The sequence below is a fragment of the Faecalibacterium faecis genome (assembly GCF_040096475.1).
Lineage (GTDB): Bacteria > Bacillota > Clostridia > Oscillospirales > Ruminococcaceae > Faecalibacterium > Faecalibacterium taiwanense.
Genome location: NZ_JBBMEP010000002.1, coordinates 103,401 through 120,897, shown reverse-complemented (window position 1 = coordinate 120,897; position 17,497 = coordinate 103,401). Strand labels below are relative to the sequence as shown.

At 57.4% G+C, this 17,497-nt stretch carries 13 protein-coding genes; 10 read left to right on the top strand and 3 right to left on the bottom strand.

Annotation, left to right across the window (positions count from 1 at the left end):
- Positions 1–11: 11 nt before the first annotated feature.
- The 9 genes from WMO17_RS01710 (at position 12) to WMO17_RS01670 (ending at position 10,521) form a co-directional block, all read left to right on the top strand.
- On the top strand, positions 12–227 hold the full coding sequence (locus tag WMO17_RS01710; RefSeq protein ID WP_005937022.1) for an RNA-binding S4 domain-containing protein: 216 nt from the start codon (positions 12–14) through the stop codon (positions 225–227).
- The gene (gene recF / locus WMO17_RS01705) at positions 227–1,348 is read left to right on the top strand and encodes a DNA replication/repair protein RecF (RefSeq protein ID WP_005937019.1); all 1,122 of its coding nucleotides are present in this window, start codon (positions 227–229) and stop codon (positions 1,346–1,348) included. The genes WMO17_RS01710 and recF overlap by 1 nt, the downstream gene beginning before the upstream one ends.
- Before the next feature lie 82 nt (positions 1,349–1,430).
- Positions 1,431–1,688, top strand: coding sequence for an extracellular matrix regulator RemB (gene remB, locus WMO17_RS01700; protein WP_005937016.1), 258 nt, complete (start codon positions 1,431–1,433; stop codon positions 1,686–1,688).
- Between the two features lie 83 nt (positions 1,689–1,771).
- The gene (gyrB, locus tag WMO17_RS01695; RefSeq protein WP_097774101.1) at positions 1,772–3,766 is read left to right on the top strand and encodes a DNA topoisomerase (ATP-hydrolyzing) subunit B; all 1,995 of its coding nucleotides are present in this window, start codon (positions 1,772–1,774) and stop codon (positions 3,764–3,766) included.
- A 160-nt stretch (positions 3,767–3,926) separates the two neighbouring features.
- Positions 3,927–6,509: a DNA gyrase subunit A gene (gene gyrA / locus WMO17_RS01690; RefSeq protein ID WP_349137345.1), complete on the top strand. Its 2,583-nt coding sequence runs from the start codon at positions 3,927–3,929 to the stop codon at positions 6,507–6,509.
- A gap of 143 nt (positions 6,510–6,652) precedes the next feature.
- Positions 6,653–7,621, top strand: a complete 969-nt coding sequence (locus WMO17_RS01685) for a glycosyltransferase family 2 protein (RefSeq protein ID WP_349137344.1) — start codon at positions 6,653–6,655, stop codon at positions 7,619–7,621.
- Between the two features lie 27 nt (positions 7,622–7,648).
- Positions 7,649–8,647: a glycosyltransferase family 2 protein gene (locus WMO17_RS01680; protein WP_349137343.1), complete on the top strand. Its 999-nt coding sequence runs from the start codon at positions 7,649–7,651 to the stop codon at positions 8,645–8,647.
- A gap of 18 nt (positions 8,648–8,665) precedes the next feature.
- Positions 8,666–9,643 (top strand): glycosyltransferase family 2 protein, encoded by a 978-nt coding sequence (locus WMO17_RS01675; protein ID WP_207698872.1) that lies wholly within the window; start codon positions 8,666–8,668, stop codon positions 9,641–9,643.
- A 296-nt stretch (positions 9,644–9,939) separates the two neighbouring features.
- Positions 9,940–10,521 carry a manganese efflux pump MntP gene (locus WMO17_RS01670; protein ID WP_097781063.1) on the top strand — a complete coding sequence of 194 codons (582 nt, stop codon included), beginning with the start codon at positions 9,940–9,942 and terminating at the stop codon, positions 10,519–10,521.
- 83 nt (positions 10,522–10,604) lie between these two features.
- On the opposite strand, the gene WMO17_RS01665 is transcribed toward WMO17_RS01670, so the two are convergent.
- The 3 genes from WMO17_RS01665 to WMO17_RS01655 are packed head-to-tail and all read right to left on the bottom strand — an operon-like array spanning position 10,605 to position 12,546.
- Complete coding sequence (locus WMO17_RS01665) at positions 10,605–11,282, bottom strand: GntR family transcriptional regulator (RefSeq protein ID WP_097774107.1); 678 nt, start codon at positions 11,280–11,282, stop codon at positions 10,605–10,607.
- A gap of 23 nt (positions 11,283–11,305) precedes the next feature.
- Complete coding sequence (locus WMO17_RS01660; protein WP_349137342.1) at positions 11,306–11,995, bottom strand: RluA family pseudouridine synthase; 690 nt, start codon at positions 11,993–11,995, stop codon at positions 11,306–11,308.
- On the bottom strand, positions 11,992–12,546 hold the full coding sequence (locus tag WMO17_RS01655; protein ID WP_005940449.1) for an NUDIX domain-containing protein: 555 nt from the start codon (positions 12,544–12,546) through the stop codon (positions 11,992–11,994). The genes WMO17_RS01660 and WMO17_RS01655 overlap by 4 nt, the downstream gene beginning before the upstream one ends.
- A gap of 516 nt (positions 12,547–13,062) precedes the next feature.
- Here WMO17_RS01655 and nifJ point away from each other — a divergent pair.
- A complete protein-coding gene (gene nifJ / locus WMO17_RS01650; protein ID WP_349137341.1) occupies positions 13,063–16,608 on the top strand; it encodes a pyruvate:ferredoxin (flavodoxin) oxidoreductase in 3,546 nt (1,181 codons plus the stop codon).
- Positions 16,609–17,497: the final 889 nt, after the last annotated feature.

Genomic DNA, 17,497 nt, shown 5'->3' with positions numbered 1-17,497 from the left:
AGGGCGAAATTATGCAGAAAATTCTCATCCATACGGAATTTATCAAGCTGGATGCCCTGCTGAAATATGCAGGCCTGTGCGAGACCGGCGGCGAAGCCAAGGAGCTGGTGCAGGGCGGTGCTGTGAAGGTGAACGGCGAGGTGTGCACCATGCGCGGCAAGAAGTGCCGTGCCGGTGATGTGATCGAGCTGGACGGCCAGACCGTGGAAGTGGGTCAGGGCCAGTAATGCGTCTGCTTTCACTGGAAGTTGCGAATTACCGCAATATTGCGGCAGCGCAGCTGGAACCGGGCCGGGAGCTGACCGTGATCTGCGGCAACAACGGTCAGGGCAAAACGAACCTGCTGGAGGCCATCTGGCTGCTGACCGGCGGCAAAAGCTTCCGGGGCGGTAAGGATGCCGAGCTTGTGCGCCGCGGAGAAACATTCGCGGTACTGGAGGCCGTCACCCAGCGCACCCGGCAGGAGGATCAGGAACCGGACGAACCGGCAAATGTGCGCATTACGGTGGGCACGCCGGATGCACAGCGCCCCGGCCGGTATGCATCGGTCAACGGCTCTCCGCCCAAGCGGGCGGCGGGCCTTGCGGGCAGCTTTCCGGCTGTGGTGTTCGACCCCGGGCACCTGAGCCTTGTAAAAGGTGCACCGGAAGGACGGCGGCGGTTTCTGGACGCGGCGCTGTGCCAGCTGTACCCCGGCTACCTTGCCACCTACCGTCGCTATGTGCGGGCATTGCAGCAGAAAAACGCGCTTTTGCGTCATTCCGCAGGCGGCACGGAGCGCCCGTGGGCAGAAAAATGCGCCCTGCTGGAAGTGCTGAACGTGGAGCTTGCAGCGCAGGGCGAGGCCATCCAGAAGCGGCGGCGGGAGTATCTGGCCCTGCTCACACCGCTGGCCTGCGCCAACTATGCCGAGCTTTCCCACGGGGCAGAGCGCATGGCGGTGCGGTATGCCGCCCAGTTTGAGCCGGGCGGGCTTTCCGCACTTTTGAAGCAGCGCCAGAACGAAGAGCTGCGCGCCGGGCAGAGCCTGTGCGGCATCCACCGTGAGGACGTTGAGCTGCTGCTGGACGACCAGCCCGCAAAGGTGTTTGCAAGTCAGGGACAGCAGCGCAGCGTGGTGCTGAGTTTGAAAATGGCCGAAGCGGCTGCCGCTGCCCGGATCACCGGAGAGCACCCGGTGCTCCTGCTGGACGATGTGCTCAGCGAGCTGGACGAGGGCCGCAAGCAGTATCTGCTCACCCGCATGAAGGAAAAGCAGACCTTCGTGACCAGCTGCGATGACACCGCGTTCCTGAAAACGGACGGCGAAGTGTACCGCATGAACGGAGGCGTGCTGAGCAAAGCATGAAGAAATGATGCAAAAGTACATGCAGCTGCCGGTGAATAAACGGCGTTTTATGCATGAACTGCCAGAATGAGGAAAATACTGTATGTATATTCATCTGGGCCGTGACTACGTGCTGAATGACCGGGACATTATCGGCATCTTCAATCTGGAAACCACCACCATCACCCCCCGGGGCCGGGAGTTTCTGAACTACGCCCAGAAGAACGGCGCGGTGGTGAGCCTTTCGGACGAGCTGCCCCAGAGCTATGTTCTGGCAGACGGGGCCGTGGTGGACACGGTGTATCTTTCGGAGCTGTCGCCTGCTGCCATGCGGCGCAGAGCCGAAAAAATGATCGAGTAAACCAGCCAACAGGCGGAGAATATGCTCTGCTTTTACGATAGATCGAACAAAAATGCAAACATTGAACAAAAGGGAGAAAGGAAATGGCAGAAGAAATCATTACCAGCACAAATGCCGAAACCGCTACCGACCATGAGTATAATGCCAGCGAGATCCAGGTCCTGAAGGGTCTGGAAGCGGTGCGCAAGCGCCCGGGCATGTATATCGGCTCCACCGGCGAGCGGGGCCTGCATCATCTGGTCTACGAGATCGTGGACAACGCCATCGATGAAGCACTGGCCGGCTACTGCGACCACATCGAGGTCAAGATCCTGAAAGACAACATCATTCAGGTCACGGATAACGGCCGCGGCATCCCTGTGGACATTCAAGCCGACACCGGCCTGCCCGCCGTCACCGTCGTTTACACCATCCTGCACGCCGGCGGCAAGTTCGGCGGCGAGAACTCCGGCTACAAGGTGGCCGGCGGCCTGCACGGCGTGGGCGCTTCGGTGGTCAACGCCTGCTCCGAGTGGCTCACCGTCAACGTGCGCCGCGACGGCCACGAGTACGAGCAGACCTTCCGCCGCGGCGACCCGGACGGCCCGCTCAAGTGCATCGGCACCGTAGCCGATGGCGTCACCGGCACCCGGGTCACCTTCAAGCCGGACCCGGAGATGTTCCGGGATACCACCGTGTACGACTTCGACACGCTGGAAAAGCGCCTGCGGGAAGAAAGCTTCCTGAACGCCGGTGTCAAGATCACTCTGACCGACGAGCGTGAGATGTACACTCCCGTACTGGAGGACGGCAAGGAGGGTGAACCCTGCTACCGCACCGAGGTCATGTGCTACGAGGGCGGCATCAAGAGCTTTGTCACCTATCTGGGCGAGAAGCGCAAGCTGGACGTGCTGCACCCCAATGTGATCTACCTCAAGGGCCAGACCGACCGCGGCATGGCAGAGATCGCACTGCAGTACAATTCCAGCTACAACGAGCTGCTGCTGAGCTTTGCCAACAACGTCAACACCCCGGACGGCGGCACCCACGAGGAGGGCTTCAAGAACAGCCTGACCCGCGTGTTCAACGATTACGGCCGCAGCCACGGCCTGCTGAAGGATAAGGACGAGAACCTGTCCGGTGCAGACGTGCGCGAGGGCCTGATCTGCGTGATCTCTGTCAAGCTGCAGGAGGCGGAGTTTGAGGGCCAGACCAAGGCAAAGCTGGGCAATACCGAGATCCGCACCCTTGTTTCCAACATGGTCTACTCCAAGCTGATGGAATTCTTTGAGGAGAACCCCGGCGTGGCAAAGGCCATCTTTGAAAAGGCCACCCAGGCCGCCCGCGCCCGCGCCGCTGCCAAAAAGGCCCGCGAACTGGTGCGCCGCAAGAGCGCATTGGAGACCAGCCGGATGCCCGGCAAGCTGGCAGACTGCCGCGAAAAAGACCCCAGCCGCACCGAAATCTTCATCGTCGAGGGCGATTCTGCAGGCGGTTCCGCCAAGATGGGCCGTGATTCTGCCATTCAGGCCATCCTGCCGCTGTGGGGCAAGATGCTGAACGTGGAAAAGGCCCGCGCCGATAAAATTTACGGCAACGACAAGTTGATGCCCGTTGTGCTGGCACTGGGCTGCGGCATTGGTGACGAGTTCGATATCTCCAAGCTGCGCTACGATAAAGTGTTCATCATGGCCGATGCCGATGTGGATGGTTCCCATATCTGCACCCTGATGCTCACCTTCTTCTTCCGCTATATGCGCCCGCTCATTGAGCAGGGCCATGTGTATGTGGCCCAGCCGCCTCTGTTCAAGGTGCAGAAGGGCAACACCATCAAGTACGCCTACAACGATGCCGAAATGGCCGTGCTTTCGCAGGAAATGCCCGGCGCAAAGGTGAACCGCTATAAGGGCCTTGGTGAGATGAACCCCGAACAGCTGTGGGAGACCACCATGAACCCCGATAACCGCGTGATCGTACAGATCACCATTGACGATGCCGAGAAGGCCGATGAAGCCTTTACCATCCTGATGGGCGATCAGGTGGAGCCACGCCGCCGCTTTATCGAGACCAACGCCCAGTACGCAAAGCTGGACGTGTAAGAAAACCCTCTCAGGCGCTGACGCGCCAGCTTCCCCGAGGGGGGAGCTTTAGGCAAAAAGATAAACTTTTCCTTCTCACGCAAAAAAGCTCCCCCTTTTCGGGGGAGCTGGCAATGCCGACAGGCATTGACTGAGAGGGTATGATCCTACGGAGGAAACAATGGAAGAAGATTATGTGATGATACCGGGCAGCGGAACCAAAAAGATCATCCGCGATGTGAAAAAGGAGATCGAGACCGCATTTCTGGACTACTCCATGTCGGTCATCGTGTCCCGCGCCCTGCCCGATGTGCGCGACGGTTTGAAGCCTGTTCACCGCCGCATTCTGTACACCATGCACGAGCGCGGCAACGACCCCAGCCATCCCTACCGCAAATCCGCCGACACCGTTGGTGCGGTGCTGGGCTCCTACCATCCCCACGGCGACGCATCGGTCTACGATGCCATGGTCCGTCTGGCACAGGATTTCTCTCTGCGCTATCCGCTGGTGGATGGTCAGGGTAACTTTGGTTCTGTGGATGGCGACCCCCCGGCTGCCTACCGTTACACCGAGGCCCGCATGAGCCGCATGGCGGTGGAGATGCTGACCGATATCGAGAAGGACACCATCGACTGGGACCCCAACTTTGACGAGACCAAGAAGGAACCCAGCGTGCTGCCCTGCCGCTTCCCCAACCTGCTGGTCAACGGCAGTCAGGGCATTGCGGTCGGCATGGCCACCAACATCCCGCCCCACAACCTGAGCGAGGTCATTGACGGCTGCATCGCCTATATCGACAACCCGGACATCGACCTGCCCGGCCTGATGGAATACATCAAGGGCCCGGACTTCCCCACTGCCGGCATCATCATGGGCCGCAGCGGCATCCGCGCCGCCTACGCCACCGGCCGGGGCAAGATCACCCTGCGGGGCCGCGCCACCATCGAGGAGACCAAGAACGGCCGCACCCAGATCATCATTACCGAGATCCCGTATATGGTCAACAAGGCCCGCCTCATCGAGAACATGGCCGACCTTGTCAAGGAGAAGCGCATTGAGGGCATCACTGGCCTGAACGATGAGACCAACCGCAAGGGCATGCGCATCGTGGTGGACATCCGCAAGGATGCCAATGCACAGGTCATCCTGAACCAGCTGTACCAGTACACCCAGCTGCAGGATACCGTGGGCGTTATCATGCTGGCCATCGACCACAAGGTGCCGAAAGTGCTCACCCTGAAGCAGATGCTGCAGAAGTACGTGGAATTTCAGGACGAGGTGGTGCGCCGCCGCACCCAGTACGACCTGAAAAAGGCCAAGGAGCGCGCCCACATTCTGGAAGGCCTGAAGAAGGCCACCGACATCGTGGACGAGCTGATCGCCACCATCCGCGCCTGCAAGGGCGGCATGGCAGAGGCCAAGGCTGCCATCATGGAGCAGTTCGGCTTTGACGACCCGCAGGCAGATGCCATCGTCAAGCTGCAGCTGGGCCGTCTGGCAGGCCTTGAGATCCTGAAGATCGAGGAAGAGCTTGCCAGCCTGCAGGCCAAGATCGAGAACTGGGAGGCCATTCTGGCCGACGATGCCCGTGTGCTTGCCATCGTCAAGGACGAGCTGCTGGAAATGAAGAAGCGCTTCGGCGACGAGCGCCGCACCGAGATCCAGTCCGTGACCGGTGAGGTGGATATCGAGGATCTGATCGCCGAGGAGCAGTGCGTCTACACCCTGACCGAGGCCGGCTATATCAAGCGCCAGCTCAAGGCCACCTATCAGGCACAGCGCCGCGGCGGACGCGGCATCTCCGGCATGACCCGCAAGGAAGAGGACATCGTGCAGGAGATGTTCGTAGGCTCCACCCACGACTATGTGCTCTTTGTTACCGACCGGGGCCGTCTGTTCCGCATCAAGGGCTACACCATTGCCGAGGGCAGCCGCACCAGCAAGGGCAGCAACATCGTCAACCTGCTGCAGCTGGCCGAGGGCGAAAAGGTCACCAACATGATCTGCCAGTCGAAGGAAGCTGACACCGAGGGCGGCTTTGTGACCATGGTCACGAAGCAGGGCCTCATCAAGCGTACCCCGCTGGAGCAGTATGCCAATATCCGCAAGTCCGGTCTGATCGGCATTGCCCTGAACGAGGGCGACGCTCTGGCATGGACCCGCCTGACCTCCGGCCACGATATGCTCATCGTTGCCACCCGCAACGGTCAGGCCATCCGCTTCAACGAAGCCGATGCACGTCCCATGGGCCGCAGCGGCCACGGCGTGCGCGCCATCCGTCTGGCCGAGGGCGATGAAGTTGTGGGCGTGTGCATCTGCCGCGAGGGCGGCACGGTGCTCACCGTCACCGAGAACGGCAAGGGCCGCCGGTCGGACATCGACACCTACCGCATCACCGCCCGCGGCGGCAAGGGCATCCGCAACTACGATGCCGCCAAGGATAAGGTGGCTGCGGTCAAGATCGTGGACGACGTGGATGATGTGCTGCTGAGCAGTCAGGAGGGCATCATCATCCGCCTGCACGCCAATGAGATCCCGCTGCAGAGCCGCTACGGTTCCGGCGTGCGGGTGATGCGCTTGGGTGAGAACGACAAGGTGATGGTGCTTGCCCGCACCGACCACGACGACGAGGCCCAGACCGAGCAGATCGACACCTCCGATGCCGATGCAGAGCCGACTGCCGAGCAGCTTGCCGCCATGGAAGCTGCAGATGCTGCCGCCGCTGCAGAAGCCCCGGAAGCCGACGATAAGGGCGAAGAGTAAACCTTGAAAACACAATAAGATTTGAAAGAAGCCGCCGCGCAGAGATTTCTGCACGGCGGCTTCTTTTCAAATCCATCCAAACCATGTATAATAGAAATAGCGTGTGAGGAATAAAAATAAACACAGAAAGTGGTTTAAGGAACATGACAGAGCAAAAAAAATCCCCGGAGATCAGCATCATCGTGCCGGTGTATCAGGTGGAAAAATACCTGAACGAATGCATTGATTCCATTCTGGCACAGACCTTTACGGATTTTGAGCTGATCCTGGTGGACGATGGCTCCCCGGACAACTGCCCTGCCCTGTGTGATGCTGCGGCAGAAAAAGACAGCCGCGTGCGGGTGATCCATAAGCAAAACGGCGGTGTAAGCACAGCCCGCAATGCGGGTTTGGCAGCTGCACAGGGAAATTGGATCGGCTTTGTGGACCCGGATGACTTTGTAGACAAGACTTACTACGAAAAAATGCTGCGGGCAGCAAAGCAGGCAGGTGCTGAACTTGCAGTCTGCAACGAAGTTTTTATGGAAGAGGATGGAAGTCTTTGTGATTATCAGGAACAGCCTTTACGTACAGAAGTGCTTTCCCGTGAGGAAGCAATACACCGCATCCGCCTTACGCCGTTGATTCAGGCAGCAACAAGACTGCATCGGAGAGATGTGCTGGAAGGAATCGTTTTTCCTGTGGGCAAAAACTATGAAGACGCATTTACCACACCGGAAATCATTGAACATGCAACAGCTGTGGCTTGTATAAAGGAAAAACTGTACCATTACCGGCTGCATCCGGCAAGCATCATGCATGGAAAGGTTACCTTGAAAAATCTGGATGAGATTGATGCAAACTACGGCCTTCTTGCTTGTGCACTCAAGTATGGAAAAAAAGACACAGCATTCCTGCAGTATGTACTGATGAAACGCATGCTCCGAAACACAAAAAAAAATCTGCCACCCAAACAGAGAAACAGTGAACGGGTTCAGCAGGCGGAAGCGTGCTTGAAAAAAGCAGGCAGAGAGGTTCGTCAACAGGGGGCCTGTACCCTGCGCAACGCAGCAGAAACCGCACTCTGCATTGCAAACCCGCAGTTCTACTTCAACTTCAAGTACCGGAAATAAAACTGAATTCCGAATGGGAGAAATACTGTGAGTGAAAGAACAGAAAGTGGAAGACCGGAGATCAGCATCATCGTGCCAGTGTATCAGGTGGAAAAATATCTGAATGAGTGTATTGATTCCATCCTCGCTCAGACCTTTACAGATTTTGAACTGATCCTTGTGGACGATGGCTCACCAGACAACTGCCCTGCCCTGTGCGATGCAGCAGCAAAAAGGGACAGCCGCGTGCGGGTGATCCATAAGCAAAACGGCGGTGTAAGCACAGCCCGCAATGCGGGTCTGGATGCAGCACAGGGAAATTGGATCGCATTTGTGGATTCGGATGATACAGCAGCACCAGAATATCTGGAAAAAATGCATAAGGCAGTGCTGGAAACGGGTGCAGATTTTGCAATCTGCAGCAGTCAGTGCATTGATGAAACGGGCAAAACGCTTGCGGGCGGGGAACACCGACTTTTGAACGAGTTTTTGCCGCAGGAGGAAGTTCTGCGCCGGATGGTGGTGTCGGATTTTCAGGTTCCGTGGAATAAGCTTTATCGCCGAAAACTGCTGGAAAATCTGCGCTATCCAGAAAACAAGGCGTTTGAAGATACCTGTCTCATGCCGGTCATTTACGCAAGAGCGGCTTCTGCCTGCGGTGTATGGGATTTTTTATACAATTACCGCATCGTTACCGGCAGTGCCATGCACCGCAAGACTACCTTGAAAACACTGGACTGGGTGGAAGCATGGTACCGCCTGTTTGATGTGCTGTACCAAAACGGCATCCGGGATGCTTTGTGTGCAGCCTATCGCCCGATTTTGACTGCCGTGTGGGACATCTGGCTGCACCTGACACCGGAAGAGCGCAAAAGCCCCCGGATGAAGGAAGCCTTTGCGTATGAGCGTACAGCCCGCCATCGGCTGATGCAAGCTCGCGGCGTAACACTAAAAAATTTGTGGGCGGCAGTGGTCTGCGCTGCATCGGCCTGCAGTTATCTGGATCTATGTCGCAAAAGGGCGGAAAGACGGCAGAAAACGACCTGAAGCAATGAGGAGTTTATTGTGCAGGAACAACATAAAAAACAGCCGGAGATCAGCATCATCGTGCCGGTATATAAGACAGAGCGTTTTCTGAGCGCCTGCATCTCTTCCATCCTTGCCCAGACCTTCACGGATTTTGAGCTGATTCTGGTGGACGATGGCTCTCCGGACAGCTGCCCTGCTTTGTGCGATGCCGCAGCGGCAAAGGACAGCCGCATCCGGGTCATCCACCAGAAGAATCGTGGTCTGAGCGGGGCACGCAATGCCGGGCTGGACGCGGCAGAGGGCGAATGGATTGCCTTTGTGGATTCAGACGACACCATCATGCCGGACTTCTGCGCAAAGCTTTACCATGCGGCGCAGGAGGCCGGTGCACAGATGGCCGTGTGCAATTACCGGCAGGTGGACGAAGCCCTGACCCCCATCCGGGAGCAGTATCTGCATGTGCGGCGGGAGGTGCTGACCCCGGAGCAGGCGTTGGAGCACAGCACCCTTCTGCCCTACATGGTGGTGTGGAACAAGCTGTACCACCGCAGCATTTTTGCGCAGCTGCGCTTTGCAGAGGGCAAGCTGAACGAGGACACCCTGCTGATCGCCTACGCCTACGAAAAAGCGGACAGAATCGCGAATATCCCGGATGCGCTGTACCTTTACCGCAAGGTGGCGGGCAGCATCGTCAACAGCAAAGTCACCCTGCGCAATCTCGACCGTGTGGAAGCAAACTATACCGTGTTCGAGTGCGTCCGCCGCCATGGCATCACGGGTTCGCTGTGTGAGCTGTACTGGGCACTGCTGCACTCCCTGATCGATGTGGGAATGCACCTGACCGCCGAAGAGCGCCGGAGTGCCCGGATGCAGCAGGCGCGGGAGTACGAGCGCTGCGCCCGCCGGGCCTTGCGTCAGGAACATGCTGTTACCCTGAGGGCGCTGGGCAACACCCTGTGTTTTATTATTTCACAGGACTGGTATTTTGCCCGCCGATGGAAAAATACCGTGTAACCGCGCAGGTTTGTCTGGACTTCCCTGCAAAGATATGCTACAATGGCAAAACAATCACAAATACCCGTGGGGGAGTAGCAGGCGCTTTTGCAGAGCGCAGCAAGTCAACATGATGACCGTTGGTTCCGGTCTGGCTTGCTTTCATTTGCGAGACTCATGTGTTTTTGGCGCATAGAACAGCGCCCGTGCACATGGAGTTGGTTTCAAAAAAATCACCCGGTCCCGGACGTACATGTGCGCCCGTGACCGGGTTTTGTATTGCCCGATATTCTGGTCAAATTCAGGAGGCAGACAATATGGAATGGAGTTTTGTATTTTTCCTCAACAGTGCCCTGCTGGGCGTGGGCCTTGCAATGGATGCGTTCTCGGTATCTATGGCAAACGGCCTGCACGACCCCCGCATGAGCAGGGGGACCATGTGCAGGATCGCGGGCACCTTTGCCCTTTTTCAGGCCGTGATGCCCATGACGGGCTGGGTGTGCGTGCACACCATTGTGGAGCTGTTCTCTTCGTTTGAAAAGTTCATCCCGTGGATCGCGCTGGCTCTGCTGGGCTACATTGGCGGCAAAATGCTGGTGGATGGCATCAAGGGCGAAGAGGCCGAAGAAGCAGCAGAGCTGAGTGCGGGTGCACTGCTCATGCAGGGCGTGGCTACCAGCATTGATGCGCTTTCGGTGGGCTTCACCATTTCGGAATACGGCTGGCTGATGGCACTTGCGGCATCGCTCATCATTGCGGTGGTCACCTTCTTTATCTGCATGGCGGGCCTGCGCATCGGCAAAAAGTTTGGCACCAAGCTCTCCGGCAAGGCATCCATTCTGGGCGGCATCATCCTCATTGGCATAGGTCTGGAAATTTTTATTTCCGGGGTGTTCTGAAATTCAGACAGCATAAAACGAAAGGGCACGGCGCTGCGATGCGCTGTGCCCTTTCGTTTTATAAAATGTTCCACATAGAACAATTACTTTTCCGGCTCAAAATAATCGGCATATTCCTCGGTCAGCTTGGAGCCAAGCCGCCGGATGCCGCCGTACAGGTGCCGTTCCACCAACGGTTCAAAGGCGGAAAGGTCGCACCGCTCGATGGCGTTCATCAGGTTGCGGTGGTCTGCAATCACCTCGGCAAGGCCGCCGGTGGTCATGGTGTCCAGCATCCGGAAGCGGCTGTAGTCGGCGTGGGCGTTCTGCAGGGTGCTCCACAGGTACATTTTATCCATGGCGGCAAACCATGTCCCGTGCAGGGCACGGTCGGCTTCGTACAGCTTGTTGTAATCCGGGCTCTCCATGGCCGCAAGGGCCTCGTAGGCTTCCACCCGCCTGCGGATCAACGCCCGCTGCTCCGGGGTGCACCGGGGCGAAAAATCCCGCAATACGCGGGCTTCCACGGCGGTGCGCTCGTAGATCAGCTCGTCCACGATGCGGCGGTTCAGCCGGGTAACGGTGGTGCCCTTGTAAGGCACGATCTTTACCAGCCCGTTTTCCTGCAGTTTCTGCAGCACCACCCGGATCAGGGTGCGCGGTGCGCCAAAGCGGGCACAGAGCGGATTTTCGCTCAGCGAAGAGCCGGGGCGGATGGTCAGGTCAATGATCTCCCGCTCCAGCACAGCATAGATCTCAGCATCAGTTTTGTATTGTTCCATACCTCTCACCTAATGGAAATGCATTATCCTTCAAACGGTTTCCAGAACGCACCCTCCGGCAGCGGCAGCGTGAATGCCATGGGCTTTCCGGTCTCCGGGTGCAAAAACTGCAGGCCGCAGCTCTGCAGGGCAATGCTGCTTTTTACGCGGCTTCCGTATTTGCCGTCTCCGGCCAGCGGATGCTTCCGGGATGCAAACTGCACCCGGATCTGATGGGTGCGGCCGGTGTGCAGCGTGATCTCAGCAAGGCTCATCTCTCCTGCCGTTTTCACGATGCGGTATTCCAGCACGGCTTCCCGCACGCCCTTGCGCGGGCGGCTGACCGGGAACACCCGGCCCCGGCGGCTGTCCTTGAACAGCCAGTCCCGCAGGGTGCCTTCGGCGGGCAGTGCTTCGTCCGGCCCGCCTGCAATGACGGCACGGTACTGCTTGATGAACTGCGGCACTTCCGGCTTTCCTTCGGCCCTGCCATCCTGCACAGCGTAGGCGTTCTGGCTCTGGGTGATCTGACGGCTGAGTGCGGCCGCAGCCCCGGGCGTTCTGGCAAACACCATCAGGCCGGACACACCCGTGTCCAACCGGTGCACCACCCCTACAAAGGCATCCGGCTGGCCCCACAGCTGCCGCAGGGCTGCGGGCACACCCTCTTCGCTGGAAAGTCCGGCGGGCTTGTCCAGCACCACAAGGGCGGCATCTTCGTACAGGATATTCACAGCCTGCCCTCGGCGATCAGGGCCTTGAGCTTCAGGATACCGGCAATGGTCTTGCCGTCCCGGATCTCGCCGCTCATGACCATCTCATAAGCTTTATCCAGCGGCACACGGTCAGGGGTCAGAAATTCATCGGCATCCAGATGCATCTGGGTCTTGTGCAGGCCGGTGGCGACCCATGTGTAGATCACTTCGGTGTCATAGCCCACGGTGGGGAAAAACTGGCCCAGAGAGATATAATTGTCCGCGGTCAGGCCGCACTCCTCGCCCAGCTCCCGCTTGGCGGCTTCAAAGGGGTCCTCACCCTTTTCCAGCTTGCCGGCAGGCAGCTCCCACAGCTCCTGCTGCATGGCGTAGCGGAACTGGCGCACCATGCAGATGGTGCCGTCCTCAAAATAGGGCAGGATGCACGCACCGCCGTGGTGATGCACCACTTCGCGTTCGGCGGTCTTGCCGTTTTCCAGCAGAGCAGTGTCTTTTGTCAGGGTGATCACCCGGCCCTCGAAGAGCACCTCACTGGTGAGTGTTTTTTCGTAATGCACGGTCTTCTCCATTTTATTACCCTCTTTGCCCGGCACAGCGCCGGTTTTCTATGGCTTCAGTTTACGGCAAAATGAGGTTTGTTGTCAATAAAGATGTGATAAATACAAGGGAGAGTGAACCCTCTCAGGCTCACTGCGTTCGCCAGCTCCCCCGAAAGGGGGAGCTTTTTGCATCTTCCGGTCAGCACAAATAAAGCTCCCCCTTTGGGGGAGCTGGCACGGCGCAAGCCGTGACTGAGAGGGTTCCCTCCCCTTTTTGCGAAAAAAATTACAGGATCTGGCAAAGCAGGCAGGCCAAAACCGGAAAATCCGCGCCATTGCTCACTTTAACGAACTAAAGACGTACAAAAGCGCTAAAAAAATTTCTTTATTTTTGGTGCGTTTGTTGAGCGGTTTGCGTTTACTTTATGGGCGGAATTTGCTATTATAGTATACAAGCAATAGTGCCTTTATGGGGTTCTCCGGTCCCATGTGGGGCATATTGCCCCGCGCAAAAGGTACCAAATTCTGAATAATGGAGGAAGAAAAATGCCTAGAGCAAAGCAAACTATGGATGGCAATACCGCTGCCGCCCATGTAGCGTATGCCTACACGGACGTGGCTGCCATCTACCCCATTACCCCGTCTTCTCCGATGGCTGACTCTGTGGACCAGTGGTCCGCAGCTGGCCAGAAGAACATCTTCGGCAATCAGGTCAAGGTTGTCGAGATGGAATCTGAGGCCGGCGCTGCTGGCGCTGTGCACGGCTCTCTGGGTGCAGGTGCTGTTACCACCACCTTCACCGCTTCTCAGGGCCTGCTGCTGATGATCCCCAACATGTACAAGATCGCTGCTGAGCAGCTGCCCTGCGTGTTCGATGTTTCTGCACGTACCGTTGCTACTCAGTCCCTGAACATCTTTGGTGATCACAGCGACGTTATGGCATGCCGTCAGACCGGCTTTGCAATGCTGGTCGAGAGCAGCGTGCAGGAAGTCATGGATCTGTCCCCTGTCGCACATCTGTGCGCCATCGAGGGCAAGGTTCCCTTCCTGAACTTCTTCGATGGCTTCCGTACTTCTCATGAGTACCAGAAGATCGAGAAGTGGGATTACGCCGATCTGAAGGAAATGTGCAACATGGAGGCTGTGGAGGAGTTCCGTAAGAAGGCTCTGAACCCCGAACACCCCAAGATGCGCGGCTCCCACGAGAACGGCGACGTGTTCTTCCAGCATCGTGAGGCATGCAACAGCGTTTACAACGCTCTGCCTGCTGTTGTTGAGAAGTACATGGCCAAGATCAACGCAAAGCTGGGCACCAACTACGATCTGTTCAACTACTACGGCGCACCCGATGCTGACCGTGTGATCGTGGCTATGGGCTCCATCTGCGACGTTGCTGATGAGGTCATCGATTACCTGAACGCCAAGGGCGAGAAGGTCGGTATCGTCAAGGTCCGCCTGTACCGTCCCTGGGTCTCCGCTTCCCTGCTGAAGGTCCTGCCCAAGACCGCCAAGAAGGTGGCTGTGCTGGACCGCACCAAGGAGCCCGGCTCTCTGGGCGAGCCCCTGTACCTGGATGTTGCCGCTACCCTGCGTGAGGCTGGCCTGAACGATGTGGTTCTGACCGGCGGCCGTTACGGTCTGGGCAGCAAGGATACCCCGCCGTCCTCCATCTTCGCTCTGTACAAGGAGCTGGAGAAGGATCAGCCCAAGGAGCGCTTCACTCTGGGTATCACCGATGACGTCACCTTCCTGTCTCTGCCGGAAGTCAAGCCCGCTCCCATCACCGCAGCTGCTGGCACCAAGGAGTGCAAGTTCTGGGGTCTGGGCGGCGACGGTACTGTCGGTGCTAACAAGAACTCCGTCAAGATCATCGGCGACCATACCGACAAGTATGTTCAGGCATACTTCCAGTATGACTCCAAGAAGACCGGCGGCGTGACCATCAGCCATCTGCGTTTCGGCGACAAGCCCATCCGCAGCCCCTACTACATCAACCAGGCTGACTTCGTGGCCTGCCACAACCCCGCTTACATCCACATGGGCATGAAGATGGTCCAGGATGTCAAGCCCGGCGGCGTGTTCATGATCAACTGCCAGTGGTCCGATGAGGAGCTGGGCCAGCACCTGAACGCCGAGGCAAAGAAGTATATCGCTGACAACAACATCCAGCTGTATACCATCAATGCAATCGATAAGGCTATCGAGATCGGCATGGGCAAGCGCACCAACACCATCCTGCAGTCTGCATTCTTCAAGCTGGCTGACGTCATGCCCATCGAGGATGCCGTCAACTTCATGAAGCAGGCAGCTCAGAAGAGCTACGGCAAGAAGGGCCAGGACGTCGTTGAGATGAACTGGAAGGCTATCGATGCAGGCGTTGACGCCATCCACAAGGTGGACGTGCCCGCATCCTGGTCCAACCCCGAGGCTGATCCTGCACCCAAGGCTCTCACCGGCCGTCCGGAGCTGGTCAAGCAGATCCGCGATGTCATGGAGCCCATTGCCCGTATGGACGGCGACAGCCTGCCTGTCTCTTCCTTCGTGGCAAATGCAAACGGCGAGTGGGAGCAGGGCGCTTCTGCATACGAGAAGCGCGGCACCGCTGTCAACGTCCCCGAGTGGGATGCTGCAAAGTGCGTTGGCTGTAACCAGTGTGCATTCGTCTGCTCTCATGCTACCATCCGTCCCTTCCAGCTGACCGCCGACGAGCTGGCAGCTGCTCCTGCACAGACCAAGAGCCGCGACAACAAGCCCGCAAACGAGTACAAGTTTGTTATGGCTGTGTCTCCTCTGGACTGCATGGGCTGCGGCGAGTGCGTCACCGTCTGCCCCACCAAGGCTATCACCATGGTGCCGCAGGACAGCCAGGCCGATCAGCAGGCAGTGTTCGACTACTGCGTGGCCAACATCTCCAAGAAGCCTTCCAAGTTTGCTGACGATACCGTCATCGGTTCTCAGTTCAACCAGCCGCTGCTGGAGTTCTCTGGCTCCTGCGCAGGCTGTGCCGAGACTTCTTACGCTCGCCTGATCACTCAGCTGTTCGGCGAGAAGATGTACATCTCCAACGCTACCGGCTGCTCCTCCATCTGGGGCGGCACCGCTTCCATCTCTCCGTACACCGTCAACAAGGACAGCGGCCATGGTCCTGCATGGTGCAACTCCCTGTTCGAGGATAACGCAGAGCATGGTCTGGGCCTGTACATCGGCCAGAAGACCATCCGCGAGAACCTGATCAAGGAGATCGCAGAGGTTGCTGGTTCCGACAAGGCTTCTGCTGAGCTGAAGGCTGCTTACGAGAAGTTCATCGCAACCAAGAACAACACCAAGGCCAACGACGAGCCCGCAAAGGCCCTGATCGCTGAGCTGGAGAAGGCTGCTGCTGCCGGCTGCGAGAAGTCTGCAGAGATCCTGAAGAGCAAGCAGTACATCGCCAAGAAGTCCGTCTGGATCTTCGGTGGTGACGGCTGGGCATACGACATCGGCTTCGGTGGTCTGGACCACGTTCTGGCTTCCGGCGAGGATGTCAACGTGATGGTCTTCGATACTGAGATGTACTCCAACACCGGTGGACAGGCATCCAAGGCTTCCAACATTGGTGAAGTCTGCCAGTTCGCTGCTGCTGGTAAGGAAATCAGCAAGAAGAGCCTGTCCGAGATCGCTATGACCTACGGTTACATCTATGTTGCTCAGATCGCACTGGGTGCTAACCCGGCTCAGGCTGTCAAGGCCATCGCTGAGGCTGAGGCTTACCCCGGCCCGTCTCTGATCATCGGCTACGCTCCCTGCGAGCTGCACGGTGTCAAGGGCGGCATGACCAACTGCCAGAACGAGATGAAGAAGGCAGTTGAGGCCGGTTACTGGAACCTGTTCACCTTCAACCCGGCAAACAAGGCTCAGGGCAAGAATCCGTTCACCCTGACCTCCAAGGCTGTGGATAACGAGAAGTATCAGGCACTGCTGGCTAACGAGACCCGTTACAGCCGCCTGACTCGTGCATTCCCCGACCGTGCTAAGGAGCTGTTCGCACGCAACCAGGAAGTTGCAAACGACCGCTACGAGCACCTGACCCGTCTGGTCGACCTGTACAAGTAAGCATTCTTCTGCGCTTTGGATGCAGATATTTGCGGCACCTTAGCCCCACAATGCAAGAGGGCGGCTGCCCCGTACCGGCGGTTACTGCGCAATGCAGCGGTACGAAGCGGAGAAACGCATCCATCCATGCAGGTGATGTGCTGAAGTACAGCATTCGCCATACGAGTTCTATCTGATTTCACTTCCCGGGCGGTGCTTTGTTCCGTGCGGAGCACCGCAGCGGGATATGAGATACCAAAGCGCCCGCGAGGGTCCTTGAAAGCACACCCCGCGTGTGTCAGGAGCATAAGGTCTGCTTGCAGATACCTTGCTCCGCCTGCTGCATAAGACCTGCTTTGCAGGGATCTTGCCGCAGTAAAAACGAGCTTCGTTTTAGCGCCCCGTTCACCGCAAGGTGACCGGGGCGTATTTTTTGTGTAAAAGAGAAGCGGCTGCTGTGATCTGGCATCACAACAGCCGCTTTTACAGTTCCATTTTAGCATGTGAAAAAACGAAGGTCAATCAAAAAATGTTATCACAAAATCTTCCAAAAGATACCATTCCCTTTTTACAGTTTCTTCATAGCTTCTTAACGAATTGAATTGTGAAAGCTGTTATACTTTTGCCATGGGAAGCGGGGCCGCAACCGCTTACCCAAGTAACATGATTCCTCCTCACACCAAGGCAATATCCAAGCAAAACACCCTTTTTCGTGTGCCGCAACACGGAAGAGGGTGTTTTGTTTTGCAAAATTCTGGTAAATCGGTGGTTTAGGGTTGACCCCGTTTTTTTGCGGCGCTATAATAAAAATGAATATGAAAACTTGGAGGTGAACGCAGGAAAATGGACCCGGATCATAGTCGAAGTAGAACCACCGGCGCGGTGGATCAGAAAACAAAAACAACTGCGT

What these genes read in the sequence shown, in the direction of transcription:
- WMO17_RS01710 (WP_005937022.1), top strand. Translation starts at nt 12, where the DNA reads ATGCAGAAAATTCTCATCCATACGGAATTTATCAAGCTGGATGCCCTG.
- recF (WP_005937019.1), top strand. Translation starts at nt 227, where the DNA reads ATGCGTCTGCTTTCACTGGAAGTTGCGAATTACCGCAATATTGCGGCA.
- remB (WP_005937016.1), top strand. Translation starts at nt 1,431, where the DNA reads ATGTATATTCATCTGGGCCGTGACTACGTGCTGAATGACCGGGACATT.
- gyrB (WP_097774101.1), top strand. Translation starts at nt 1,772, where the DNA reads ATGGCAGAAGAAATCATTACCAGCACAAATGCCGAAACCGCTACCGAC.
- gyrA (WP_349137345.1), top strand. Translation starts at nt 3,927, where the DNA reads ATGGAAGAAGATTATGTGATGATACCGGGCAGCGGAACCAAAAAGATC.
- WMO17_RS01685 (WP_349137344.1), top strand. Translation starts at nt 6,653, where the DNA reads ATGACAGAGCAAAAAAAATCCCCGGAGATCAGCATCATCGTGCCGGTG.
- WMO17_RS01670 (WP_097781063.1), top strand. Translation starts at nt 9,940, where the DNA reads ATGGAATGGAGTTTTGTATTTTTCCTCAACAGTGCCCTGCTGGGCGTG.
- WMO17_RS01665 (WP_097774107.1), bottom strand. Translation starts at nt 11,282, where the DNA reads ATGGAACAATACAAAACTGATGCTGAGATCTATGCTGTGCTGGAGCGG.
- WMO17_RS01655 (WP_005940449.1), bottom strand. Translation starts at nt 12,546, where the DNA reads ATGGAGAAGACCGTGCATTACGAAAAAACACTCACCAGTGAGGTGCTC.
- nifJ (WP_349137341.1), top strand. Translation starts at nt 13,063, where the DNA reads ATGCCTAGAGCAAAGCAAACTATGGATGGCAATACCGCTGCCGCCCAT.